Consider the following 13,529-nt stretch of genomic DNA (forward strand, 5'->3'; position numbering starts at 1 on the left):
GCAATTGGAGACACGACTCATGGCCGACATCGACCCCAAGATCAGCAGCGCCCCGAAGGTCACCACCGGCCCGATCCGCGGCAGCCGCAAGATCCACGTCGGCCCCCTCAAGGTCGCAATGCGCGCCATCGACCTCGAACCGTCGTGCGGCGAGCCCTCGCTCAACGTCTACGACACCAGCGGCCCCTATTCGGACCCGAACGCGCGCATCGATATCGACGCCGGCCTGCCCGAGCTTCGCCGCGACTGGATCCGCGCGCGCGGCGATGTCGAGGAGGTCGCCCAGCGCGAAGTCCGGCCCGAGGATAACGGCCAGCTCGGCCCCGATCGCAGCGGCGGCGTCGCCCCCTTCCCCAACGTCCGCCGCCGCGTGCTGCGCGCCAGGCCGGGCATGAACGTCAGCCAGATGCACTACGCCCGCCGCGGCATCATCACGCCCGAAATGGAATATGTCGCGACCCGCGAGAATCTCGGCCGCGAGATGCTCAGGGATTATGTCCGCGACGGCGAGAGCTTTGGCGCGACCATCCCCGACTACGTCACCCCCGAATTCGTCCGTGACGAGGTCGCCCGCGGCCGCGCGATCATCCCCAACAACATCAACCACCCCGAATCCGAACCGATGGCGATCGGCCGCAACTTTCTGGTCAAGATCAACGCCAACATCGGCAATTCGGCCGTCGCCAGCGACGTCGCCTCCGAAGTCGACAAGATGGTCTGGTCGATCCGCTGGGGCGCGGACACGGTCATGGACCTGTCGACCGGCCGCAACATCCACGACACGCGCGAATGGATCATTCGCAACTCGCCCGTGCCGATCGGCACCGTCCCCATCTACCAGGCGCTCGAGAAGGTCGGCGGCATCGCCGAGGACCTGACGTGGGAGATCTTCCGCGACACGCTGATCGAGCAGGCCGAGCAGGGCGTCGACTATTTCACCATCCACGCCGGCGTCCGCCTGCCCTACGTGCCCATGACCGCCAAGCGCGTCACCGGGATCGTCAGCCGCGGCGGATCGATCATGGCCAAGTGGTGCCTCGCGCATCATCGCGAAAGCTTCCTCTACGAACGCTTCGACGAGATCACCGAAATCATGAAGGCCTACGACATCGCCTACAGCCTCGGCGACGGCCTCCGCCCCGGCAGCATCGCCGACGCCAATGACGAGGCGCAATTCGCCGAGCTCTACACGCTGGGCGAACTCACCAAGCGCGCGTGGGAAAGCGACGTCCAGGTTATGATCGAAGGCCCCGGCCACGTGCCGATGCACAAGATCAAGGAGAATATGGACAAGCAGCTCGAGGCGTGCGGCGAGGCGCCCTTCTACACATTGGGGCCGCTCACCACCGACATCGCGCCGGGCTACGACCACATCACCAGCGGCATCGGCGCCGCGATGATCGGCTGGTACGGCACCGCAATGCTTTGCTACGTCACGCCCAAGGAGCATCTCGGCCTGCCCGACCGCGATGACGTCAAGGTCGGGGTGGTGACCTACAAGCTCGCCGCCCATGCCGCCGACCTCGCCAAGGGCCACCCCGCCGCCAAGATGCGCGACGACGCGCTGAGCCGCGCCCGCTTCGAATTCCGCTGGCGCGACCAGTTCAACCTCAGCCTCGACCCCGACACCGCCGAGCAATATCACGACCAGACGCTTCCCGCCGAAGGCGCCAAGACCGCCCACTTCTGCTCCATGTGCGGCCCCAAATTCTGCAGCATGAAGATCACGCAGGAGGTCAGGGACTTTGCGGCGAAGCAGGAAGCCGGAATGCTCAACACTCCCCTCCCGCCGGCGGGAGGGGCTGGGGGAGGGCCTGTTCCATCCCTCACCGAAGCCGATGCCGAAGCCGGCATGGCCCAAATGAGCGAAAAATACCGCGAAGGCGGCAACGAGCTCTACATCGGCGCCGGCGATCGGACGCACGACTGATGGCCGACCTCTACCTCAAGCGCCTCGAAACCGAGCGCAAGGCGCTGTGGGCGACCTGCCGGCTCAAGGGCCTGCCCAGCGTCTCGGCCGAGCGTCAGCGCATCGCCGAGATCGACCGCCTCCTTGCCGAGCACAAGGCCAAGACGGACGGCAAGGCGGCCAAGCCATGAGCCCACGCGGCCAGCGCCCTCCCAGCGGCGCTGGCCGCTGGTTCGCCGCGCTGTCGCTGGCGCTGCTCGCGGTCCCGGCCACCGCCGCCGCACCCGTGCCGCCCGCCCCCACTGCGACTGCTCCCGCCGACGCGACCTTCGCCGCGATGAAGGCGCTGGTCGGCACGTGGCGCAACGCCGACAATCCCGCCTCGCCGCTGCGCATCCATTTTTACCTGACCGCGGGCGGCACCGTCTTGGTCGAGGACTGGCGCCGCGGCACCCAGCCGCACAGCCTTACCCTCTACCATCGCGACGGCCCCCGCCTGATCGCGACCCATTACTGCCCCCAAGGCAACCAGCCCCGCCTGGCCCTGACCTCCACCACGCCCGGCCAACCCCGCTTCACCTTCCACGACGCCACCGACCTCGACCCGGCGACCGAAAGCGCCGTCCACGACCTCGCCTTCGACCTCACCGATCCGACACGCGTGGTGCGGAGCGAAGTGTATCGGTCGGCGAAGGGGGATGAAGCGGATCGGTTGGTGTTGATGCGGGTAGATTAGGCACTGAGCTTTGCAGGCGCAGAGGCTGAAAGCGCAGTTAAACGAGCCTTTCAACTCATCGGAGTACGCAGGCATGTCGAAATGCTTCCGCGTTCCCGTCGTCCGAAGTCCGCTCCCTTTTGACCTTGATTTAGGTTAAGCCATTGACGCTCGGCCCGTGGTCGAGTCGGTGCCGCGTCGAGCCTCATGGGAGGAAGTGATGACCGATCCTGCACCACCCATTGAACGCTACCTCGACGGCCAGGGCGGCCTTCGGATCTTCACCCGCCACTGGCGCCCTGCGGGCGACGCCGTGCCGCGCGCCGCGATCGTTTTGTGCCATGGGGTCAATTCGCACGGCGGTCAGTATCTCTGGCCTGCGGGCGAATTCTCTCGCGCCGGGTTCGCGGTCACCGCGCTCGACCTGCGCGGGCGCGGGCGTTCGGACGGGGAGCGATACTATATCGACAGCATCGACGACTATGTTGCTGACGTCGCGCTGGCGATCGACCATGCCAAGGCGCAGGACCCGGGCGTTCCGGTCTTCCTCCTCGGCCACAGCGCCGGCGGCGTAACGTCGGTCACCTATGCGCTCGACCATCAGGACCAGATCGCCGGGCTGATCTGCGAAAGCTTTGCGTTCCGTGTGTTCGCCCCCGACTTCGCGCTGAAGTTGCTCGAGGGTGCCAGCCATGTGCTTCCCCACGCGCACGTGCTCAAGCTCAAGAATGAGGATTTCTCTCGCGATCCCGATTGGGTCGCGGCGCTCAACGCCGACGAATATACTCAAAACGAGTCGCAGCCGGTTGCCACCGTCGCCGCCTTCGCCCGCGCCGGCGAGCGGTTCGAGCGCGAGTTCGGGCGGATCACGCTCCCGCTGCTGATCCTTCACGGCACGGCCGACAAGGCGACCCGGCCCGACGGCAGCCAGCAGTTCTTCGACGAGGCGGGATCGGCCGACAAGACTCTCAAGCTTTACGACGGCCATGCGCACGATCTGCTCAACGACCTCGACCGCGAGCGTGTGATGGCCGACATTCTCGGCTGGATCGACGCGCACCTGCCCACCGCGGCCGCACCGATGTCGATGACGGCGCCTAGCGCGACAGCCTGACGAGCGCCTCGTCGAGCGCCTGCAGGAAGCGCGATCGGTCGGCCCTCGAAAAGGGCGCCGGCCCGCCCGTGATCCCGTCGGCGCCGACGCGAAGGTCGGCCATGATCGCGCGGGTCGCGATTGCGCCGCCGATGCTCGCGCTGGTGAAGGGCTTGCCGTTGTTGCCGATCACCACCGCGCCCTTCTTCAGGCAGCGGTCGGCGAGCAAGATGTCGGCGGTGATGACCACGTCGGTCGGCCCCGCTTCCTCGGCGATCCAGTCGTCCGCCGCGTCGAAGCCGTCGCTGACCACCACCCGCTCGATCAGCGGATGGTCGGGAATGCGGATGCGCGCGTTGCTGACGATCCTGACCGTCACCCCGCGCCGCCACGCGACCTTGTACACCTCGTCCTTGACCGGACAGGCGTCGGCATCGACCAGGATTCGGGTCACGGCAGGGCGGCCGTCGGCAGCGCGGGTGTCCGCGGTCAGTTCTTCATATTGTCGAGCCCGCGCACCACGCCGGGCTTGGTCGACGGGTTGGCGGCGATCGTCTTCTTCTTTTCCGCCTTCGGCTTGCGGGCTTCCTTGTTGGATTTCGCTTGGCCCTTGGCCATCTTCATTCTCCCGTTTGGCAAGGCGTGATGCCTTGGGGCCAGCCTACGCCGGCCCCGCGCCCGCGCCTAGTCGAACAATTCTTCCAGGAAGCTCTTGCGCCGCTTGTGCGGCTTGTGCCCGTAACCATAGTTCTGGCCATAGCCCTGCTGGTGCGGCGGCTGGCCCCAGGGCTGCTGCTGCGGCGGAGGGGGCGGCGCGGGCTGATGCGGCGCGACCGGCGGCTGCGGCGGGGTCGGCGCCATGCTGTCGGCGTTCCGCTCGATGATCTTGTCGAGCTCACCACGGTCGAGCCACACGCCGCGGCAGGTCGGGCAATAATCGATCTCGATCCCCGACCGCTCGCTCATCACCAGGGTCGCACCATCGACCGGACAGGTCATCGGGCCATGCGCCATTTCATTCTCCCCAAGAAAACTCTTTCTTCCGCCAAAGTGGGTAGAAGCGGCGGCGGTGCAAGGGGTGCTCGGCTGGACGCCCGGTGAATGCGGCGATCAGCGGCGGTTCAAGCCGGATCGGCCAATCCCGTCAGGCACCTCCACTGGTCGTTTGCCGTGCAACCGCGCCGGCCTTTCGGGATTGGTTGGGGGTGCTTGTAAGGAGAGTAACGATGAACCGCATGACCCTCACTGCCACTGCCGCCGCCGCCATCGGTGTCGGCCTGACCCTCGCCGCTCCCGCCGAGGCGCAGCGCTGGAACGACCGTGGCTGGCGCACGCTGGCCTACACCACCGTCGACGGACGCGATCGCGACATGATCCTTGTCCCCGGCCGTGCGCGCCAGAATGAAGTGCGGCTGTGTGCACTCAACGCGCCGATCGTGATGCGCGACATCGACGTTCGCTTCGACAACGGCCGTCGCCAGGATTTCAACACCCGTGGCCGCATCGCCGCCGGCACCTGCACCCGGGCGCTCGACCTGCGCGGCTGGCGCTCGCGCGATATCGAGCGGGTCAACCTCCGCTACGAGCCGATCCAGCGCGGAGCACGACGTCCGGTGATCCGCGTCCAGGTTCGCTAACGCGGATGGCCGGTTTGCCGCAACCTTCCCGGCCTTCGCGTCGCGCCCGTCCATCCGCAACCGGATGGGCGGGCGCTTTTCTTTGCCTCGCCTCGCTGGCCGCCTGCTCGCCCAATGCGGAGCGAAGCAATGCGATCGAAAAGGATCCGCCTTCGGCCGCCCCCGAACCAACGACCGCCCCAGCCAATGTACCCTCGACCGCTGAGGTGCCTCGGCCCGCTCTTCCCCGGCCAATTGCACTGGTCGCAGCGACGCTGACCCGCGCACAGTGGCATCGCGCTGACAATCGGACCAATTGTGCGCCACTGGCGCTGGCGGGCGATCGCGCAGGCGGTTCCCCGCGGGCCGCGAGCTTTGCCGGCGGATGGGGGATCGCCTTCGACCAGCCCGACCGCCGAAGCGCCTATGGCATCGCCGGGGTTGGTGCGCTTCCCGACGACCAATTGGACTTTGCCCAGCAGGTTGATCGTCTCGCACGGCAATGGCCGTACGTTCGCCGCTGGGATGCGGGCCAGAATCTGCCCGCCGGATCGATCGCCGGCTATGGCCTGGAGGGGGCGATCGCTTATCGCGACGACAATCCGTCGGGCGTCGGGGAGAATAGCGTCGCTTACGTGCGTTTGCCGGGTCAGTCCTGTCTGTACAATGTGTGGAGCCGGCTTGGGCGCGACCATCTGATGCAGATGCTGTCCGACCTTCGGCTCGTCGAGGCGCGTTGAGGGGTTCGCACTTATTTCGGGAGAATGGCCATGCTTGAACATCTGCCCCGCTGGCTGGGAGAGACGCTGAGATCGGTTCGATCGGGCGCCGAGCGGCTCGCGATCGTTCGCCATGGCGAGCAGGACGGCCTAGTCGAATTGACGCTCACCAGTCCGGCCTTCGCCGACGGGGGATCGATCCCTGCCAATTACAGCGCCGACGGTGCGGGCATTTCCCCACCACTCGCCTGGAGCGGACTCCCGGACGGCACCCGCAGCCTCGCGCTCCTCGTCGAGGACGCTGACGCCCCCGCGCTGCAGCCGCTCGTTCACGCAATCGTCTGGGGGATCCATCCTGAATCGATGGGGCTCGACGAGGGCGCGATCGACGGCCACGAAGGTCCCGATGGGGAGCCGGGTCGGAACAGCTACCTTCGCTCAGGCTGGCTTCCGCCCGACCCGCCAACCGGTCATGGGCCGCATCATTACGCCTTCCAACTGTTCGCGCTCGACCACGCGCCGGTGTTCGAGCATCCACCGGGGCGCTCGGCGCTGATCGAGGCGATGACCGGCCATGTCCTTGGTGCTGGAATGCTGACCGGAACCTACGAACGGCGCTAGCCGACGTGAAAAGGGCGCCGCTCCCGCAAGAGCGACGCCCTTTCCGACGCGTCCGCCGTTAGAACTGGTAGGCGGGACGGAAGGCCGGTGCGGGACGCTTTTCCCGGCCGGTATTCGGACTGACCCGAGCCGTGACAAGACCGGGCTCCGGCTGGCGCTGCTGCACTGCGGGAGCAGGAACGGCAGAAGGCATCGGCTCCGGCGCGCGGCTGGCGAAGCCGGCTTCACGCTCGCGTTGATCGAAGAAGCTGGCGCGACGCAGGCGGTTCTTCAGCGACAGCGACGGATTGTCCTTCGTCGGCCCGCGATAGGCGGCCTGAACGTGACGACCGAACTTCGAGATGTCGAAGCCGTTGGGTAGTTTGGTCGTCGCGGCAGCCATTGCCGGGCTGGGCATCGGCGTCGGGTCGTGGATCGGGCGCACAGGCTCCGAACGGGCAAAGGCTGGCTCAGCCATCGGCTGCGGCGCCACATCCTCGTCGCGGTCCCACGAGGTGACCTCATATTCTTCGTGCACTTCGTCTTCACGACGACGGCGGCGGCGAATGACCAGGCCCGCACCGAGCAGGGCAAGCGCGCCCAGACCCGCCGCGCCGGCAATCGGCAGCATGTCGTTGATGGTCGGATCCTGCGCTGCGACCGGATTGGCCACGGGTGCGGCAGCTTCTGGCGCCGGCGCAGCGGCGAGCGGCTGCGGCGGTGCCATCGGCGCTTCAGCCGGGACCGGAGCAGGCGCCGGGGCTTCCTGCGCCACCGAGGCTGCCGTGCGCGGGGCCGGAACTGCCGCGGCCGGGCGGCTGACGGTGCGCGCGGGCTGACTGCTGCTGCGGGCAACAGGCGCCGAAGTGGCGGCGGCTGGCGCTTCGGTGGTCGCGGTCGTTTCGGCCGGCGCGGTCTCTTCGACCGGCGCGGCCGTGGTCGGTGCCAGCGGATCGGACGTCGTGGTCGTCACCGGCGGGGTTTCGCCAGTCGTCTCAACGACGGGCGTCGGCGCGGCGGGCGGCGTTTCGGCCGTCTGCGCCAGCGCAGAGGTGGACGTCAGGGCGAGGACTGCGGCGATCGCGGTCATGGCCGTTCGAGCGTTAGTTCGCGTATTCATCATTCCAAAATAACGCCGGAATCCGCCAAGGGTCGCGTCGTTTCCGATGAATCGAAGCCGTAACGAAGATGAGACGAGTTGAGCGGCATGTCGGCGCGCGACACGGCGCCCCGATCGACCGACGAATCGAAAATACTCGTTTTGTCAGTCGCTTAGAATGAGCCCGGCACCTCGCGCTGGGCCGTGTCAGGCGAATTCACCTGCAACAGTTCGCGCGGCTTGAGCGACTGGGCGCTTTGGCTGCCACTTGCGATCGGCGTGCACGTGCGCCCGGCAAGGAAGTCGAGCGCGCCCTTGACCGACGCCTCGGCCGGATCGCCCAGCGGTCGGAACAGGTCGTCCGCCGCCTGGCAGCTCGCCTCCACCTTGCCCGCAAGCCCGGTGTAGTAATCGCCTTGGCGGTTGGCGTTCTCGGTCCGGAAAGCAACGACGCGGAGGCGGTCGTCGCAGGCGCTGCGATCGAGTGCGATCTGGCCGACCGGCTTGCCATAGGTGTTGGTCCCGATCAGCGCGCTATTGGCGCGCAGGTAGGGGGTGAAGCTGTTGATCACCAACTCGCTGGCCGACGCGGTGCCGGTCGTGCCGATGAAGGCGAGCTTGGTCGGCGCGATCGATTCCGGCTGGATGTCGAAGAAGGACGTCTCGTTGTTGCTCGCCTTTTCGGGGCGGAAGGTGGTGTAGCTAAACACGCTTCCCGACCGGCCGCCACCCATCAGGTCGCCCATCAGTTCGGCGACGCTGACCAGTCCGCCGCCATTGTAGCGGAAGTCGACGATGACCTCGGTCACGCCCTGGCTCTTGAAGTTGGCGAAGGCCGCCCGAAGCTGCGGATTCGCGGTCGAGATGAAGGTGCGGAGGTTGACGTAGCCGACCTTCTTGCCGCCATCGTCGATGATCTTCGCGCCGTACCGCGAGGACACCGGCTGGATGTCGTAGTTGGCCTTCACCAGCGTCACGTCGCTGGTGACGCCATTCTTCGAGATCCGCAGCAGGCGGGAGACGCCCGGATCCGACGGCCCCAAGGCATTTGTCACGCCCTGCGCACCCTCGGCGGCGAGGATCGACGACACGGTGCGGAGATTCGACGCCGAGGTGCCGATCGCGAGGATTTCGGTGCCGCGGTCGATCCCGGCGTTGAGCGCGGGCGCATTCTCGAACGCCTCAGCAACGATGACGCGGCCGCCGGCGGTGTCGTAGGTCAGGCGGACGCCGAACCCTGCGCTGCTGCCGCTGTTATAAAAGGCATTCTCTTCGGCGATCGAGGTGATGTAGGTGAAGTAGCGGTCCTTCGACTGCGCGCGCGCGGTCGCGGTCAGCGCATCGATGAACCCCTGGACGCTGGTGTAGCCCGACGGGTCGAGCGCGGCCGGGAGCAGTTCGGGGAACAGGTACCATTCGCGCATCTGGGTGTTGACCCAGTCCTGCCGCTCACGAAGAGAGCAGCCCGCGGTCGGGGTGGGCGAAGGCGTGGGGCTAGGCGTCGGGACGGTCACTAGCGGGGGAGCACTGTCGCCGCCGCCTCCACCGCCGCACGACGAGAGGACTGCAACCAAGCTGACCAGTACCGGAAAACGCTTCACACCCATGACAAACCCTCCCGCAATCTGAAAGGCTTATGCGGTAATTTCGGCTTTGTCAGCGAAATTGTTTCGGGTGGCTAGCGGACCGCGCGGGCGAGCGACGAGGAGCGGTGGCGGCGGCCATGCAACCACGTCGATTTGTGGCCGAGCGTGATGACCGGTTCGAAGCGGGCATGTTCCTCAGGCGTCATCGGTCGCGCCTCGCGGTCGTCTAGCACGTAAAAGCGGTCGTTGGCGCGCGCGAACAGCAGCGTGTCGAGCCCGCGACTACGGTCCTTGCCGACACTGATGTAGAGATCGCTTGCGGGAAAGCCGGCGGCCTTGAGCACCTGGATCTTGGCGATGGCGATGTCCTCGGCATCGCCCCGGCCGCGCGACAGCGTTTCGGATGCATTCGCCCAATAATCGGCCACCCGATATTCGTCGAGGTCGCGGCGCCACGTCACTCGACGCCCGATTTCGGACTGCACCGCCGAAAGCATCGTCAGCGAATCGAGCCCGCGAAGGCGTGACGCGAGCGCCAGGATTCGCGGGTCGGCTTGGTCGGCAGCCGACACGCGCCGCCATCGTACGTCATAAGGCGTCACGCCCGACGCCAGCGCCATCGTGCCATAGATGTTCGGTTTGGTCGGCATGGCTGGCGGAATGCGTTTGCCCACGACCAAAATTGATTGTGGCTGGACGGGCGTAAAGGCGGTCATTGCGGGGGCGCCGGAAACGGCGGCAGCGATCGTTGCGGCGAACAAAAGTCCCGTCATCGTCATCCCCTGAAGTGCGACAGGAGGATGCGTGCGAGGCGCCATTAACGGAAGCAGTTAACAACCGGCTGCGTAATTAATACGGCTCCGTGATGAATCTGCCACAATCGGCGGTTTTGCGGGCTTTTCGTCGCCTGAATGACCGGACGGAATGGCGTCAGATCAGTAAGTTAAGCGCTTGGGGAACGACCCGACGAAGATTGTAACGTGAAGCAGCTAGGGCGAGCCTACCCCGCTCAGCGCTTGAGCGCGTTAACCGCAGCAAGCGTCCGACTGACATGGTCCTTCCAGCTGAGGTCGCTGTGAACCATCGTGATTCGGCCGTCGCGGGCGATCACGTAACTGGTGCGGTCGGACAGTTCGGGCTTGGCGGTCAAGGTCACATCGAACGCCTTTATCGTGGCCGGAGAGGCGCTCGCCACCGGAAAGGTCCCGCGGCATGCCTCGGTCGAAAAGCGCTTGAGCGTAGGCAAGTCGTCTGCGCTCAGCCCAATCACCCGCGCGCCCGCCTGACGGAACTTGGGCATCGCATCGGCAAACGCCTTCGCCTCGAGCGTGCACCCCTCGGTGAAGGCCTTCGGAAAGAAATAGAGCACGACCGGCCCGCTCTTCAATTGCTCGGCAAGGTGGAGACGGAACGGCTTCCCGCCGATCGCGCCCATCGTCTTGAAGTCTGGCGCCTTGGCCCCGACCGGAAGCGCGCCGAGCGCTGGCGTGGCGAGCAGGCCGAGAGCCAGGAAGGGTAAAAGATGTCGCATAGAGGTCTCCTCAGGCGCCCCAGGGCGCGGGCGGCGGGTCGATGGGTCGGGTCAGGTCGACTTCGACGCGGAAGAAGCGCGCCCCGGGTCCGGGCGGACGGCGCAGTTCATAGGCGAACACCTCCTCGCCCACGTCGATCGCCCAGATGTTGCTGTTCGACACCGCGCGACCGCTGGCCATGAACATGGCGATCGAGGCGGCATCGGCGGGAAAGGTCTGCCGATCGTCGCGACCCGGCGGTGCGCTATCCCCGCCGTACATGGTCAGCGCATCCGACGTGCCGTCCGAATGGCGATGGTCGTGCTTCAGCCGAAGGCCCGATGCCGTGCGGGTCACGACCCAGGTCCGCGATCGATCATCGCCGACGTGGAAGGGGATGCGAATCTCATCGGCGCGGCATTCGCGCACGTGCATGAGGAGCGGCTTGCCGGCGAAATCGGCGTCGGCCGCGTCGGTGGTGATGACGCGGCCGGCAAAGGCCTTGCCGCACAGGCTCGACAGCTTTGCCATGAAACGGTCGGCGGGATCCGATGAGACCGATGCGGTCTGGCAGGCCGAGAGCAAGAGCGTCGCAGCCAGGGCAATGGCGGCCTTCAAGCGATGGCGCCGATAATCCACACCGCCGACATGGCCAGCACGATCAGCAGGAGCGAGAAGCCGAGCACATAGCGGACGCCGTGCGCCTTGACCGCGCCGGTGGCCTCGGTTTCGTTGAGATGTACCTCGTCGCCTTTGCGTTCCATCGGCTGGCTCCTCCAAGCGGTCAGTCGACCATAACCCATGCGACGGTCAGCGGGTAGGCCCGCGAACGCGATGGATGACGGTCACGAAGAATGCGGTCGACCAGCCGAGCAGGATGACGCCGTTGATCCCTTCGATCGCGGCGATCAGCTTCCATGAGGCGGTGACGCCTTCGTCGTCATAGCCGACGGTGCCATAGGTAATGGTGGAGAAATAGACCGCGGTGGCCAGGTCGGGAAGCGCGCCGAGCCAGAGGTAAAGCGCGCCGTAGAGCCAGATTTCGACGCCGTGCAGCGCGAACAGGGCGATCACCAGCATCAGCGTGAAGACGAGGCCTCGCGGGCTGGCGATGGAGAAGTGGAACTCGCGCTCGGTCCCTTCTTCCATCCGGAGCAACCGAGCCAGCGCGAACAGCCCGACCCCGTGGATCGTCACCGTGGCCATGACCATGACCGTGGCGACCATCAGTTGCTCGATCATTCGCCACCCCCTTCATGTTCGCCCGGCGCCCAGCATGGGCGGGCGGCGGGGCGACATCAAGCGCGGGAGCTGGCGCCGCCGATCAGCGGTCGTCGGCGGCGAGCCAGCCGGTGAGGATGTAGAACAGGACGGCGACGGGGCCGCTGACCAGCGTCAGCGCGATCATGCCGAGGCGGACGAGCAGGACGTCGATGCCAAGCCAGTCGGCGAGGCCGGCGCACACGCCCATGAGCTTACCGCGGGCACTGTTGATGACGAAACGACCGTTCATGATGTTGGACTTCCCTGACTTGTGAGTGATGTGAGCTTAGTTCGTTACGCGATCGGGAGCGGGCCGATGGCGGCGCTGACGAACAGGAGCGAGACGACGAAGGCACCGGCGAGGCTGACGGCGGTGTGGCGAATTGCGTCGAACGAGGTGATCATCTTGTGTTTCCCTTTGTCTGTAGCGGCCCATGATTGGGCTCGGACTTACAAATGCAGGGAGCGTGCCAAATGAAATTATGGCGCGTTTTCAATGATTCCGGATCGCGCTTGGGAAAAGTCGCCAGTGCTTAGCGCGAACAGTTGGGAAATTTTCCCGATCAACCGTTGACGACGGTGCCGCCGTTAGGGTGAAGCACCTGCCCCGCCATGTAGCTACTGTCTTCGCACGCGAGGAACAGAAAGCTGGGTGCGACCTCGTTCGGCTGGCCGGGACGCCCCATCGGCGTGTCCTTGCCGAAGTCGGGAATTTTTCCCGGTGGCTGGCCACCCGACGGATTGAGCGGAGTCCAGATCGGACCCGGCGCGACGCCATTCACGCGAATGCCCTTGTCGATCAGGTTTTGCGACAGCGAACGGGTGAAGGCGGTGATGGCGCCCTTGGTCGACGAATAGTCGAGCAGGATCGGCGCGCCCTGGTACATGGTGATCGAAGTGCAGTTGATGATCGTCGAGCCGCGCTTCAGGTGAGGCAGCGCCGCCTGCACCATGAAGAACATCGAGTAGATGTTGCTCTGGAAGGTGCGCTTGAGCTGTTCCTCGGTGATGTCGCGGATGTCTTCGTCGGGATGCTGCTCTCCCGCGTTGTTGACGAGGATGTCGACCCCGCCAAGTTCTTCGACGACCTTCGCGACCGACTCCTCGCAAAAAGCTTTCTCGCCAAGATCGCCGCGAACCATGATCGCCTTGCGGCCCTCGGCTTCGACAAGCTTCTTGGTTTTTTTTGCGTCCTCGTCTTCGCAAAGGTAGAAGATCGCGACATCGGCGCCTTCGCGCGCGAACAGGACCGCGACGGCGCGGCCGATCCCGCTGTCGGCACCGGTAACGATTGCGGTCTTACCGTCGAGGCGACCGGAGCCGGAATAGCGCGGTTCCCAATCGGGTTTGGGTTCGAGGTTTGCCTCACTGCCGGGCAGGCGATCTTCGTGGATCATCGGCTCGACGGTCGTCGACAT

The 13,529-nt window shown here is 66.0% G+C and carries 19 protein-coding genes; 7 read left to right on the top strand and 12 right to left on the bottom strand.

What is annotated here, in order from left to right:
- Nucleotides 1-19: 19 nt before the first annotated feature.
- The 4 genes from thiC (at nucleotide 20) to SH584_RS07210 (ending at nucleotide 3,738) form a co-directional block, all read left to right on the top strand.
- Nucleotides 20-1,930 carry a phosphomethylpyrimidine synthase ThiC gene (gene thiC / locus SH584_RS07195; RefSeq protein WP_324805889.1) on the top strand — a complete coding sequence of 637 codons (1,911 nt, stop codon included), beginning with the start codon at nucleotides 20-22 and terminating at the stop codon, nucleotides 1,928-1,930.
- Nucleotides 1,930-2,100, top strand: coding sequence for a hypothetical protein (locus tag SH584_RS07200; RefSeq protein ID WP_324805891.1), 171 nt, complete (start codon nucleotides 1,930-1,932; stop codon nucleotides 2,098-2,100). Before thiC ends, SH584_RS07200 begins: the two co-directional genes overlap by 1 nt.
- The gene (locus tag SH584_RS07205; RefSeq protein WP_324805893.1) at nucleotides 2,097-2,645 is read left to right on the top strand and encodes a hypothetical protein; all 549 of its coding nucleotides are present in this window, start codon (nucleotides 2,097-2,099) and stop codon (nucleotides 2,643-2,645) included. Before SH584_RS07200 ends, SH584_RS07205 begins: the two co-directional genes overlap by 4 nt.
- Nucleotides 2,646-2,844: 199 nt before the next feature.
- Nucleotides 2,845-3,738, top strand: a complete 894-nt coding sequence (locus SH584_RS07210; RefSeq protein WP_324805895.1) for an alpha/beta hydrolase — start codon at nucleotides 2,845-2,847, stop codon at nucleotides 3,736-3,738.
- Here SH584_RS07210 and SH584_RS07215 read toward each other — a convergent pair.
- Genes SH584_RS07215 through SH584_RS07225 form a run of 3 tightly spaced genes read right to left on the bottom strand, consistent with a single transcriptional unit; the run spans nucleotide 3,722 to nucleotide 4,731 of the window.
- Nucleotides 3,722-4,171, bottom strand: a complete 450-nt coding sequence (locus tag SH584_RS07215) for a YaiI/YqxD family protein (RefSeq protein WP_324805897.1) — start codon at nucleotides 4,169-4,171, stop codon at nucleotides 3,722-3,724. The two genes, SH584_RS07210 and SH584_RS07215, sit on opposite strands and share 17 nt — an antisense overlap.
- Nucleotides 4,172-4,206: 35 nt before the next feature.
- A complete protein-coding gene (locus SH584_RS07220) occupies nucleotides 4,207-4,341 on the bottom strand; it encodes a hypothetical protein (protein WP_322841867.1) in 135 nt (44 codons plus the stop codon).
- A gap of 60 nt (nucleotides 4,342-4,401) precedes the next feature.
- On the bottom strand, nucleotides 4,402-4,731 hold the full coding sequence (locus SH584_RS07225; protein WP_322841866.1) for a TFIIB-type zinc ribbon-containing protein: 330 nt from the start codon (nucleotides 4,729-4,731) through the stop codon (nucleotides 4,402-4,404).
- Nucleotides 4,732-4,943: 212 nt separating this feature from the next.
- On the opposite strand from SH584_RS07225, the gene SH584_RS07230 reads away from it, so the two are divergent.
- From SH584_RS07230 to SH584_RS07240, 3 genes are all read left to right on the top strand, one after another.
- Nucleotides 4,944-5,354 carry a hypothetical protein gene (locus SH584_RS07230; RefSeq protein WP_324805900.1) on the top strand — a complete coding sequence of 137 codons (411 nt, stop codon included), beginning with the start codon at nucleotides 4,944-4,946 and terminating at the stop codon, nucleotides 5,352-5,354.
- Between the two features lie 206 nt (nucleotides 5,355-5,560).
- Entirely contained in the window at nucleotides 5,561-6,073 is a 513-nt protein-coding gene (locus tag SH584_RS07235) for a hypothetical protein (protein WP_324805902.1), read from the top strand.
- Between the two features lie 30 nt (nucleotides 6,074-6,103).
- The gene (locus SH584_RS07240) at nucleotides 6,104-6,673 is read left to right on the top strand and encodes a YbhB/YbcL family Raf kinase inhibitor-like protein (protein ID WP_324805904.1); all 570 of its coding nucleotides are present in this window, start codon (nucleotides 6,104-6,106) and stop codon (nucleotides 6,671-6,673) included.
- A gap of 58 nt (nucleotides 6,674-6,731) precedes the next feature.
- Here SH584_RS07240 and SH584_RS07245 read toward each other — a convergent pair whose 3' ends face one another.
- From SH584_RS07245 to SH584_RS07285, 9 genes are all read right to left on the bottom strand, one after another.
- Nucleotides 6,732-7,742 (bottom strand): hypothetical protein, encoded by a 1,011-nt coding sequence (locus tag SH584_RS07245; protein ID WP_324805906.1) that lies wholly within the window; start codon nucleotides 7,740-7,742, stop codon nucleotides 6,732-6,734.
- A 182-nt stretch (nucleotides 7,743-7,924) separates the two neighbouring features.
- A complete protein-coding gene (locus SH584_RS07250; protein ID WP_416385118.1) occupies nucleotides 7,925-9,358 on the bottom strand; it encodes a S41 family peptidase in 1,434 nt (477 codons plus the stop codon).
- A 71-nt stretch (nucleotides 9,359-9,429) separates the two neighbouring features.
- Nucleotides 9,430-9,987, bottom strand: a complete 558-nt coding sequence (locus SH584_RS07255; protein WP_324805909.1) for a transglutaminase-like cysteine peptidase — start codon at nucleotides 9,985-9,987, stop codon at nucleotides 9,430-9,432.
- Between the two features lie 359 nt (nucleotides 9,988-10,346).
- On the bottom strand, nucleotides 10,347-10,868 hold the full coding sequence (locus SH584_RS07260) for a peroxiredoxin (RefSeq protein WP_324805911.1): 522 nt from the start codon (nucleotides 10,866-10,868) through the stop codon (nucleotides 10,347-10,349).
- A 10-nt stretch (nucleotides 10,869-10,878) separates the two neighbouring features.
- Nucleotides 10,879-11,487, bottom strand: a complete 609-nt coding sequence (locus SH584_RS07265; protein WP_324805913.1) for a hypothetical protein — start codon at nucleotides 11,485-11,487, stop codon at nucleotides 10,879-10,881.
- Entirely contained in the window at nucleotides 11,463-11,612 is a 150-nt protein-coding gene (locus tag SH584_RS07270) for a hypothetical protein (RefSeq protein WP_322841857.1), read from the bottom strand. Before SH584_RS07270 ends, SH584_RS07265 begins: the two co-directional genes overlap by 25 nt.
- Nucleotides 11,613-11,658: 46 nt before the next feature.
- A complete protein-coding gene (locus SH584_RS07275) occupies nucleotides 11,659-12,090 on the bottom strand; it encodes an ion channel (RefSeq protein WP_324805916.1) in 432 nt (143 codons plus the stop codon).
- Between the two features lie 82 nt (nucleotides 12,091-12,172).
- Complete coding sequence (locus SH584_RS07280; protein ID WP_322841855.1) at nucleotides 12,173-12,361, bottom strand: PspC domain-containing protein; 189 nt, start codon at nucleotides 12,359-12,361, stop codon at nucleotides 12,173-12,175.
- 313 nt (nucleotides 12,362-12,674) lie between these two features.
- The gene (locus SH584_RS07285; protein ID WP_324805919.1) at nucleotides 12,675-13,529 is read right to left on the bottom strand and encodes an SDR family oxidoreductase; all 855 of its coding nucleotides are present in this window, start codon (nucleotides 13,527-13,529) and stop codon (nucleotides 12,675-12,677) included.

Source organism: Sphingomonas sp. LY29 (assembly GCF_035593985.1).
GTDB lineage: Bacteria > Pseudomonadota > Alphaproteobacteria > Sphingomonadales > Sphingomonadaceae > Sphingomicrobium.

What these genes read in the sequence shown, in the direction of transcription:
- SH584_RS07285 (WP_324805919.1), bottom strand. Translation starts at nt 13,529, where the DNA reads ATGTCGACGACCGTCGAGCCGATGATCCACGAAGATCGCCTGCCCGGC.
- SH584_RS07220 (WP_322841867.1), bottom strand. Translation starts at nt 4,341, where the DNA reads ATGAAGATGGCCAAGGGCCAAGCGAAATCCAACAAGGAAGCCCGCAAG.
- SH584_RS07255 (WP_324805909.1), bottom strand. Translation starts at nt 9,987, where the DNA reads ATGCCGACCAAACCGAACATCTATGGCACGATGGCGCTGGCGTCGGGC.
- SH584_RS07230 (WP_324805900.1), top strand. Translation starts at nt 4,944, where the DNA reads ATGAACCGCATGACCCTCACTGCCACTGCCGCCGCCGCCATCGGTGTC.
- SH584_RS07250 (WP_416385118.1), bottom strand. Translation starts at nt 9,358, where the DNA reads ATGGGTGTGAAGCGTTTTCCGGTACTGGTCAGCTTGGTTGCAGTCCTC.
- SH584_RS07200 (WP_324805891.1), top strand. Translation starts at nt 1,930, where the DNA reads ATGGCCGACCTCTACCTCAAGCGCCTCGAAACCGAGCGCAAGGCGCTG.
- SH584_RS07245 (WP_324805906.1), bottom strand. Translation starts at nt 7,742, where the DNA reads ATGACCGCGATCGCCGCAGTCCTCGCCCTGACGTCCACCTCTGCGCTG.
- thiC (WP_324805889.1), top strand. Translation starts at nt 20, where the DNA reads ATGGCCGACATCGACCCCAAGATCAGCAGCGCCCCGAAGGTCACCACC.
- SH584_RS07210 (WP_324805895.1), top strand. Translation starts at nt 2,845, where the DNA reads ATGACCGATCCTGCACCACCCATTGAACGCTACCTCGACGGCCAGGGC.
- SH584_RS07260 (WP_324805911.1), bottom strand. Translation starts at nt 10,868, where the DNA reads ATGCGACATCTTTTACCCTTCCTGGCTCTCGGCCTGCTCGCCACGCCA.
- SH584_RS07240 (WP_324805904.1), top strand. Translation starts at nt 6,104, where the DNA reads ATGCTTGAACATCTGCCCCGCTGGCTGGGAGAGACGCTGAGATCGGTT.
- SH584_RS07275 (WP_324805916.1), bottom strand. Translation starts at nt 12,090, where the DNA reads ATGATCGAGCAACTGATGGTCGCCACGGTCATGGTCATGGCCACGGTG.
- SH584_RS07280 (WP_322841855.1), bottom strand. Translation starts at nt 12,361, where the DNA reads ATGAACGGTCGTTTCGTCATCAACAGTGCCCGCGGTAAGCTCATGGGC.
- SH584_RS07205 (WP_324805893.1), top strand. Translation starts at nt 2,097, where the DNA reads ATGAGCCCACGCGGCCAGCGCCCTCCCAGCGGCGCTGGCCGCTGGTTC.
- SH584_RS07270 (WP_322841857.1), bottom strand. Translation starts at nt 11,612, where the DNA reads ATGGAACGCAAAGGCGACGAGGTACATCTCAACGAAACCGAGGCCACC.
- SH584_RS07225 (WP_322841866.1), bottom strand. Translation starts at nt 4,731, where the DNA reads ATGGCGCATGGCCCGATGACCTGTCCGGTCGATGGTGCGACCCTGGTG.